This window comes from Bacillus sp. 0209A, from assembly GCF_036765095.1.
In the GTDB taxonomy this organism is placed as follows: domain Bacteria; phylum Bacillota; class Bacilli; order Bacillales; family Bacillaceae; genus Bacillus; species Bacillus subtilis_G.
In genome coordinates, this window is record NZ_JBAIZV010000004.1 from 229,067 (window position 1) to 238,798 (window position 9,732).

Here is a 9,732-nt window from a genome sequence, read left to right on the forward strand (position 1 = left end):
TGTTTTGCTATAAATACTGTGAGAAAATCATATTTATTTAAAAACACCTTAGAGAAGGGGGAAGTTGCTGTTGAGCTGGTATATTGACCCTGATATTTTATTAAAATTGGGCATTGCCACATTGATTGGCATGGTCATCGGGCTTGAGCGCGAATTAAAAAATAAGCCGCTCGGATTAAAAACCTGTATCGTTATCGCCGTCAGCTCATGCATGCTCACGATCGTCAGTATTAATGCGGCATATCATTTCCCTAAATACTATCGCATTATGATGGACCCGCTGCGTCTCCCGGCCCAAATTATCTCCGGCGTCGGATTTATCGGTGCCGGTGTCATCTTGCGGAAAAGCAACGACGTCATTTCCGGCCTGACAACATCAGCTATGATCTGGGGTGCAGCGGGGCTTGGGCTGGCAACCGGAGCCGGGTTTTATAAAGAAGCCTTTGCCAGTCTTCTGTTCATCCTGATCAGCGTGGAATTTTTACCATGGGCGATCAGAAAAATCGGTCCCGACCGCCTGCAGGAAAAAGACATCCGCATCAGAATGTCGCTTTCGGATAAAGACAAAATGACAGATATTTTAAAAGAAATGAAAAGAAAAGATATTAAAACGCACTCCGTCCGGATCGATGACCTGGGTGAAAAGGAATTTCCAATCATGGAAGTCAAGGTCCGCGTTCATAAAAACAGGTACACGACCGATGTCTACTATGACATTAAAGACATTGAAGGCGTAGTCGGCGTAAAATGTGATACATTGTAAAAGCCAATGGGGTTAGATTCCCTATTGGCTTTTCGCTGTTATCGAAAAAAGCATTGAAGTCTCTATCATTTTCAAATAAAATACATATTAGTAAATAAATATAACAAGGGAGATGTTTCTTATTACCAAAGCGCGTTTTACAGTAACTGTCACCCTCATTTTGACTGCTTTCTTAAGTGTTTTCGCCATAACAGAATTCATATCCTCTCCTCATTCTCAATCATCTAAGACAAGCAGCAAGAACCCTAAAAATGTGATCTTAATCATCGGAGATGGAATGGGTATGCCGATGATTAACAGCTATAGGACATTAAAAAGCGAAAAGCTGAATACCCCCGTCCAAACAGCATGGGACCCTTATTTAACAGGCATGCAGATGACACATCCTAACGATCCCAGAGACAATATTACTGATTCTTCGGCTGCTGCAACCGCCATGGCAACCGGAACGAAAACATATAATGATGCGATTGCAGTAGACAACAAACATCAGCAGCTCAAAAGCGTAACAGAAGCTGCCAAAGAGAACAAGATGTCCGTCGGCTTCGTCGTGACTTCGGACTTAACCGACGCCACCCCCGCTGCTTTCGGTGTACATAACGTCTCACGGAAAAACTACACTGAAATTGCGGACCAATTCTATGATGAACGTATTAATGGTTCTCATAAGGTTGATGTTTTACTCGGAGGCGGAGCGAAATATTTCATTCGCAAAGACCGAAATCTTGCTGAAGAATTCCAAAAAGACGGCTATCATTATGTGAACACAAAGCAAGACTTGAAAAAAAACCAGCACGATAAGCTGCTCGGACTGTTTGGAGAAGTTGAATTAGATAAAGCGATTGACAGAGAGAACAGCACACCTTCTCTAAAAGACATGACAGAAGCGGCACTCACCCAGTTACAGAAGAACGAAAACGGTTTTTTTATGCTTCTGGAAGGAAGCAATATAGACAATGCAGCCCACGAAAATGACGTGGTGGGCGCTCTGAGCGAAATGGAAGATTTCGAGAAAGCTGTTCAAGCTGCTCTGGATTTTGCGAAAAAAGATAAAGAAACACTGGTTATTATTACAGCTGATCACTCTACAGGCGGTTTCTCTTACGGTGCAGAGGGAATGACGCGCGAGACCGGCTATAAATGGGATCCTTCCCTAATCATCGCCGCTAAAAAAACGCCGGGCTATATGGCAGAGAAGATCGCTGAAGGCCAAGATGCCGAGAAGGTGCTTAGCACTTATATTAATATGAAGCTAACGGAAAATGAGATAAATCAGGTGAAAAACGCAGCCTCACAATCAAATACAGCTGCTGTCCAAAAAAGCATTCAATTGATTTTTGATAAACGGTCTTTTTCAGGCTGGACAACGTTAGCCCACACCGGTGAAGACGTACCGGTTTATGCTTACGGACCGGGAAAGGGAAAATGGAAGGGGCTCATCGACAATACGCAGCAGGCGAAAAACATTTTTGCTATTTTAGAACAAAAATAAAAAACTCCGGCTCACAGCCGGAGTTTTTTAATAAGGGGATCGGCGCAAATTTCTTACGCTAACTTCGAAAAGTCAAATTCGGTTATCGGCGTTTGATTTTCGATATCGTTTCTGAATCCCTTAAGCATTTCTTTTTCTTCTTCTCCTATTGAATCAAGGTCAAACATTTGATGCAGCAATCCATAAATCAGCATATGGCGCAGACGGAGGAAATCCGGGATTTTCTTGAGCCACTCGGCGGCAATTTCATTTTCCTCCCTGTATCCCTTTATAAAATGCGTCATAAATTCTTCTGTAAAGGCTGCTTTATTTTCATATGGGACGACTGGATACCATAGGACATTGTAAAGGAGAATGCTGATATCATTCACAAACCAGTTGTACCCAATATCATCAAAATCAAATGTAGTGATCTTACCATGATCCCAGTTAAAATTACCATGGTGAAGATCTGCGTGAACAAGGCCGTAGCTGTCACGGTTTTTTTGCAGTTGACGCAACTCATTCATTAAATCGTCCGCCTCTTGAAAAACCTTTGTCTGATCTTCGGGGACATATTTTCTGAGCTTTAATTGCTCTTCTTCATCCCACTCCTGTCTTTTAAATCTAGGATTGCTCAGTTTATAGCTTTTTGTCAGGCTGTGCATCTTCCCTGTATATCTGCCAAGCTCGAAAAATAGGGTTTCGTTCCACTCAGATTCGTCTACTTTATGACCCGGCGCCTTTTCATAGACTCTCAATAAAAATGCTCCGCCGTTTCCGTCCGGCACTTCCTCAACATCTTTACCGGTTAACGACGGAATTGGTTTGGCGACTGAAAGCCCGCCTTCAGCAAGATGGTGGAGCCATTCCATCTCTCCCATTATATAATCCGGCGACCGGCGAATCGTGTGTGTAATCTTTAAAATATAAGATTCATTGTCTTTGGCAAACTCATACACATAGTTTTCCGCATCCGCTAAAAACTGTACTTGATCTCTAGTAAATCCATATATAACGGCAGCTTCTGCCAAAACCTTATCTTCATCAAAAATTGCTTTAATATCTTTATGCATGCTGATTCTCCCTCTTCATATATTTAGATAATTCCCTTATCGTGTGTTTTTTCGCATGATTCAACTCATCAACATACCAGCCTTTCTTTTCCATCTCTACTTCCATTTTGACAGCGAGCAACGAATTTCCTCCCAAATCAAAGAAATCGTTGTCAATTCCTACATAATCCAAGTGGAGGATTTCCTTCCAAATGTCCACAAGTATTTTTTGCTGTTCTGTCTTCGGTCCGCTATCTTCTGCTTCAGCTCCTAATTGTTCCTTTACTAGCAGCGCCCGCAAATGCTTCGGCTGATGAGTATCTAAGGCCAGTAAATATGGAGAATGCAAGGATTTCTCAGCATGCAGCACTTCCCAATGAGCGCTTGTGTTTTCCATTAAAGCGGGTTGCAATCCGTCATCCGCAATCGCTTTCTCCTTTTTGCCAGACGAAGGCTGCAAAGAGGATGCCCATTCAATATGCCTGCTTTGATCCTCAACATCATGCACAGAGATTTGACAAACTGTTTTTAACGGACCCGCTTCTTCCGCAAAACGATGTGCAGCCAAAAATTCAGAAAAGGCGCGGTTTCTGCCTGAATCCTTAAACTCCAAGGACAACGTCGCAAGCTGTTTTTCCCTTGCATATGAAGCAAGACCCGACAGCAATTTATGTTCAATGCCTTTGCCTAGTGCGCGGCAGCTGAGAAGGAAAGTATCTAACTTTAATGAATCTTCTGTTCGAATTCCCATAATTGCACCGACGATGCCTTCATCACTGAATCTGTCCGCTGCTTCAACGATCCAGCCGATATGGCCGTCCGTACTGAGCCGCTGGGCAATCTGCTCCTCACGGTAGACTGACGGATTCATATTGAACTGATTAATTCTCGCGCTCATTTGAGCAACTCGCGGCAAATGCTCTTCTGTCATCTCAGTCAAGACTATACGCAGATGTAAACCGGAAAGAAATTCTTCAAGCGAACGGGACGTATTCAATTCTATTTTTCTTTCTTGCGCGGCCAAATATCGTTCCGTGCGCTTTTGATCAGCTTCTGTCACTGTGAACCTGTCAAATGCCCAGACATGTTCTAAGAACATCGGAATAGAATCTGTATCAGATGGCAGAAGCAAGGTCAGAACCTCTGGCAGGCGTTCGGTCATTTCCAGGCATTGAGCCGGATCATCATCTAAGAATATGAACCGATCCACTGAAATGTTCAGCTCATCGGCCATTTCTTTCATGTTTCTGGCTTTCTCATCCCAATTAATGCGTGACAGGACAAAGTCCTCTTTCTTCAAAATCATATCTGGATGTCGTTCAAACACATTCCAGACGTCTTCTTCATTATTTCTGCTTGAAAGCACAAGGAGCAAACCTTCTTCTTGTTTTCTCTTTAAAAATTGCTGCAGCGCTCGATGGGCAGGCGTAATCAAGATCCCTTCCGCCCCAGTTTCAGACACGGTTCCGCTCCACAAAGTGCCGTCACAATCGATGGCGGCCGCTTTAAACGGCGGTTTGAGCCATGCCGCAAACTCACGGGCCACCCGTGTTCCCATCGCCGCATAAAATTCTTCAGTAAACGGTATTCTTGCCGCTCTTTCACTTTGCGGGTCAAATATGGCATCAAGCTGGTATGTTTGATGCAGCTGTCGGAGATCAATCAAATGTACATCCGTTTCTCCAGCAAGCCCCGTGATCCAATTCTGCTGGGACTGTACAAGAATATCCCGAAGCTCCTGCTCTTTCACATTTTCCAGCGGCAGCAATCCAATGAAATAAGGCACTTCTTTTTTCTTTTGTTTAATGATGGCGAGCAGTTCATCTGAATTATATTGAACGTGGGCCATTCTTTCTTCCAAAGAAAGGCCTGAATCCCCCGCCAAATCCTCAAGGCGAATCAACAGCAGGCTGGCACCATTTTTTTGCTGTGACAGTAAACTTTCTTCATTAAGCAATTCTTGAAACACCTGTCCGTAAGGAGACAGCTTGATATCAAGCTTGATATCAAACTGTTCGCCCCACCATTTGAGGTAAGGCACAATCGGATCAGCCGTAAAATTGGAACAAATGGTTAATGGGCACGCGATGACTCGATTTGACTCTCTCTCCCTTTTTCGTTCGGCCTCTTCCTGCTCTTTTTGGCTCAGCACCGGAATGTCCTTTATGCGTTTTTCAGGCTCTTCCGCAGCTTTTTCAGCAAGAGAGATAAAATGAGAAACAAATGCCTGCATGGATTCATGAGTGAAAAGAGATCGGTTGTATTGAAGCACACATTTAAGCTCTCCCGTCACTTCCTTGACGACGTCCATTTTCATATCAAGCTTTGAAATGCCTTTTGCGAATTCATATGTTTCAAATGTTAATCCGCCGGCCTCCATTTTTATATTCGGGTCATACTCATTATGATAGATCAGCATGGTGTCAAAGAAAGGGTTGCGGTTCGGCTTGATCACCGGCTTCAGTGTTTCTGCCATTTGATCGTACGGATAATCCTGATGGTCATAAGCTTCAAGCAGAGTTTGTTTAGTGTGTTGAAGGTTGCCGGCAAACGATTCTTCAGGATTTAAATGAATTTTGATCGGCAAAAAGTTTGTAAACATTCCGATCGTATTCTCAATATCCGCATGACGCCGGCCTGCCACCAATGACCCGATCATCAACTCCTGCTGTTTTGTATAGCTGGACAAAAGCATGGCATAGAGCTGAAACAGCATGACATTGTTGGTCAGCTGCTGCGCCTCTCCGATTTTTTCAAGCTTTTCTAAAACGCGCGGCGGGATTGTAAACTTGATTGCCCTGCCTAAAAAGCTTTGTTCTTTGCGTTCATAATCAAGAGGCATATTCAGCACAGGCACTTCACCCTCAAGCTGTTTCAGCCAATACTCTTTTTGGCGTTTAAACATGTCACTATTAAAAAATGTCTGCTGCCACTCCGCATAATCTTTATACTGAATGATTTTTTCTGGGAGCTGTTCCCCTCTATATAATTGAGTAAATTCTTTTATGAAAATATTCATCGAGGCGCCGTCCGCCACAATATTGTGCATATCAACAAGCAACGCATGTTTTTCTTCTTCAATTTTGACGAATTTCACCCGAATTAATGGAGAGACCTTAAGGTCAAACGGCCGTATAAATGAACTGATTTCGTCATCGAGCTCATCCATTCTCGCTTCGGTCTGTTCAATCGAAAAATCAAAGTTATGATGGATTCTCTGAACAGGTTCTCCATCCTTAATTTCAAAGGTTGTACGCAGTGTTTCATGCCTTTCGATCAACTTTTTGAATGTGTCCTCGAAGCGGGCGGCATCAATTTTCCCGAAGCATAAAAGGGCCATCGGCATGTTATATGTGGTGACTTGCCCGATTCTCTGATGAATCAAATACGTTCTCCGCTGTGCCGCTGAAAGCCTGTACACGTCTTTTATTTCTGAAGGCTGAATGGATGTATATTGATTTCGGTCAGAACGCTCAATAAGTGCGGCAAGCGCACGGATTGTCGGATGCTGAAACACGTCGCTTAATGTAAGCTCCGCTCCAAATTCCTTGTGAATGCGGGAAATCAGACCAGTGGCGTTTAATGAATGCCCTCCTGTTTCAAAGAAATGTGTATCGAATGTGACATGTTTGACTCCGAGAATGTCCTTCCACATGGCCGCCAAAGCCGCTTCTGTCTCATTCAATGGAACATCTGATTCTGTATCCGCTGCCTTCTCGTCATTTACTTGCTCAGGCACCAAAAGCTCGACATTTTCTGCCGCCGGTGTGCCCGGCTGTTCTTTTGTCCGGCCAATCCAGTATCTTTCTCTTTCAAAAGGATATGTCGGAAGCGGAATAAGCTGGCACTGCTCCTTCTCATAAAAAGCTTTCCAGTCGATCGGAACCCCGTGCAGCCACATATCTCCCAGCCTGCTCAGCAAATACCGATAATCGGATGCTGACTCCTTCGGGTGCCTTAACAGCTGGATCGCGATTTGCGGCTGATCCTCCGCCTGATACAGCTTGCTGACAAACGATCGCAAAGCGTTTCCAGGGCCAACCTCTATAAAAATCGGATTTAATTCTTCTTTTAAACGTTTTGCGCAGTCCATAAATCTGACGGTCCCACGTAAATGGTGAGCCCAATATGCCGGATCTCCGGCTTCTTCGTCTGTGATCCAATTCCCTGTTACATTTGAAACAAACGGAATCTTTTGATTTTTAAATTGATAGCCAGAGAGTTTATGTTTCATGCTCTCTAAAACCGGTTCCATCATATGTGAATGGAAGGCATGAGATGTATGGAGTTTTCTGCAGCTATGCCCCTCGGCGCTCAACTTCCTTTCCAATGCCTCAATCTCGTCTAGTTCCCCTGAGACAACACATGAATTTGGCGCATTCACCGCAGCGATTGAAACAGTTTCGTCTGTATACGGTTTGATGTCTGCTTCGCTTAAGGATACGCTAAGCATAGATCCGGACGGAAGATTTTGGAGCGCTGCCCCTCGAAAGCTGACGATGTCAAGCGCATCTTCCAATGAGAGCACACCCGATATGGCTGCAGCCGTATACTCACCGATGCTGTGCCCCGCCATTGCTTTCGGCTTAATTCCCCAATCGATCAGCATTTTTGCAAGTGAATATTCGATACAGAACAGAAGAGGCTGCGTATATTCAGTTTGGTTAATCAGTTTCGCATCATGCTGCTTATTGTCAGAGAAAAGCACCGAGCGCGGATCTGTATCCATATGATTTTTTAATATGTCAAAACAGGCGTCGAGCTCCTCCTTAAAAATCGGTACAGTATTGTAAAGCCCTTTAGCCATATCAACATACTGCGCCCCCTGTCCCGGAAAAAGAAAGACAACGGGCCGGCTTGCTGATTGAGAGCTTCCGGTTTTAACAGACTCATAGTCATTTTCATGAATAGCCTGAATAAGCTCAGACACATCCGCTGCCACAATCGCTTTTTTATAAGGGAACGAATGACGCCCTACTTTAAGGGTATATGCGGCGGCTGCCAAATTGGCTTGCTGATTTTTCATGAAATAGTTTGATAGCCGGTCTGTCATGTTGTTTAAAGCGGCCGGTGTTTTGGCTGACAGCAATAAGAGTTCCGCGTCGTGTCTTTCCGCTTCTTTGTGATGCGCTGGTGCTTCCTCTAATATGACATGGCCATTTGTTCCTCCTATGCCAAATGAACTAACGCCCGCTCTGCGCGGGAATTCGTTTTCTTCCCAAGGGGTGAGTTCCGTGTTGACGACAAATGGTGATTGCTCAAAATCGATTTTGGCGTTTGGCTTTTCGAAACTCAGAGTCGGCGGAATCATTTTATGCTTTAAGCTTAGAACTGCTTTCATAAATCCGGCCACACCTGACGCATCATTTAAATGACCAATGTTGGATTTGACAGAACCAATTCTGCAGTAGCCGCGACGGTCTGTTTGATAAGCTTGTTTTAGCGCTTCTATTTCTATCGGGTCACCGAGTGTCGTCCCTGTGCCGTGAGCCTCGACATACGTAATGGTTTCAGGCTCCACCTCTGCCATGTGCAGGGCTGTTTTGATAGCTGTTACCTGGCCTTTGGTGCTCGGCGCTGTATATCCAACCTTTCTGCTGCCGTCATTATTGATTGCAGTACCTTTTATAACAGCATAAATATGATCTCCGTCTGCTTCGGCATCTTCTAGCGTTTTTAAAATGACCGCTCCTGCCCCGTCTCCAAATACTGTGCCCGCCGCCTCATCATCAAAGACGCGGCAATGCCCGTCTGGAGAATGGATCATACCTTCTTGGTAGAGATATCCGGATTTTTGCGGCAGGCGGATAGAGACTCCGCCTGCAACCGCCATATGGCAGTCTCCATTTAACAAAGCCTGGGCAGCAAGATGAATAGAGACCATCGAGGTTGAGCAAGCAGTCTGCACCATCATGCTCGGCCCTTTCAGGTTAAGCTTATAAGAAATAAGTGTTGCCATATAATCTCTCATATTCAAAACAGCTGTTTCCAGCGTCTTTGAGTCTTCTCCATGCTTTGCCCCCTGAAGAGCCCTCAGCACCCATTCTGCATTGAGGCCGGCTCCTGTATAAAGGCCGATCTGCCCTTTGTAAGTGAAAGGATCGTATCCAGCGTCTTCCAACGCGGTCCACACACATTCATGAAAGATTCGGAACTGCGGATCCATCATAGCAGCTTCCTTTGGCGTATAGTCAAAGAAGCCGGCGTCAAACAGGTCTACATCCTCCACAATTCCTTTTGCTTTTACAAATCGCGGATTATTCAGCAGCTCTTCATCCACGCCTTCTTCTCTCAGTTCCTCATCAGTGAAAAAAGAAATCGTCTCTTTCGCATTTATCAAATTGCTCCAAAACTCCTGCATGTTTTTCGCACCCGGAAATCGGCCTGCCATTCCGATAACAGCAATTTCAGCTCCGTGATTCGAATTGTTAGAATTACTCATT

General features: G+C 44.5%; 4 protein-coding genes. 2 read left to right on the forward strand and 2 right to left on the reverse strand.

All coding sequences use genetic code 11. The annotated features are described in order from the left end of the window. The first annotated feature begins 64 nt into the window (after positions 1–64). Together V6D44_RS16365 and V6D44_RS16370 are read left to right on the forward strand one after the other, a co-directional pair. Complete coding sequence (locus V6D44_RS16365) at positions 65–763, forward strand: MgtC/SapB family protein (protein WP_087991375.1); 699 nt, start codon at positions 65–67, stop codon at positions 761–763. Positions 764–875: 112 nt separating this feature from the next. Next, positions 876–2,255: an alkaline phosphatase gene (locus V6D44_RS16370; RefSeq protein WP_087991374.1), complete on the forward strand. Its 1,380-nt coding sequence runs from the start codon at positions 876–878 to the stop codon at positions 2,253–2,255. 53 nt (positions 2,256–2,308) lie between these two features. Here V6D44_RS16370 and V6D44_RS16375 read toward each other — a convergent pair whose 3' ends face one another. Together V6D44_RS16375 and V6D44_RS16380 are read right to left on the reverse strand one after the other, a co-directional pair. Further along, positions 2,309–3,310 (reverse strand): phosphotransferase enzyme family protein, encoded by a 1,002-nt coding sequence (locus V6D44_RS16375; RefSeq protein ID WP_202328333.1) that lies wholly within the window; start codon positions 3,308–3,310, stop codon positions 2,309–2,311. Further along, the gene (locus V6D44_RS16380) at positions 3,303–9,731 is read right to left on the reverse strand and encodes an HAD-IIIC family phosphatase (RefSeq protein WP_333516738.1); all 6,429 of its coding nucleotides are present in this window, start codon (positions 9,729–9,731) and stop codon (positions 3,303–3,305) included. The genes V6D44_RS16375 and V6D44_RS16380 overlap by 8 nt, the downstream gene beginning before the upstream one ends. Between the last annotated feature and the right edge of the window lies 1 nt (position 9,732).

What these genes read in the sequence shown, in the direction of transcription:
- V6D44_RS16370 (WP_087991374.1), top strand. Translation starts at nt 876, where the DNA reads ATGTTTCTTATTACCAAAGCGCGTTTTACAGTAACTGTCACCCTCATT.
- V6D44_RS16375 (WP_202328333.1), bottom strand. Translation starts at nt 3,310, where the DNA reads ATGCATAAAGATATTAAAGCAATTTTTGATGAAGATAAGGTTTTGGCA.
- V6D44_RS16380 (WP_333516738.1), bottom strand. Translation starts at nt 9,731, where the DNA reads ATGAGTAATTCTAACAATTCGAATCACGGAGCTGAAATTGCTGTTATC.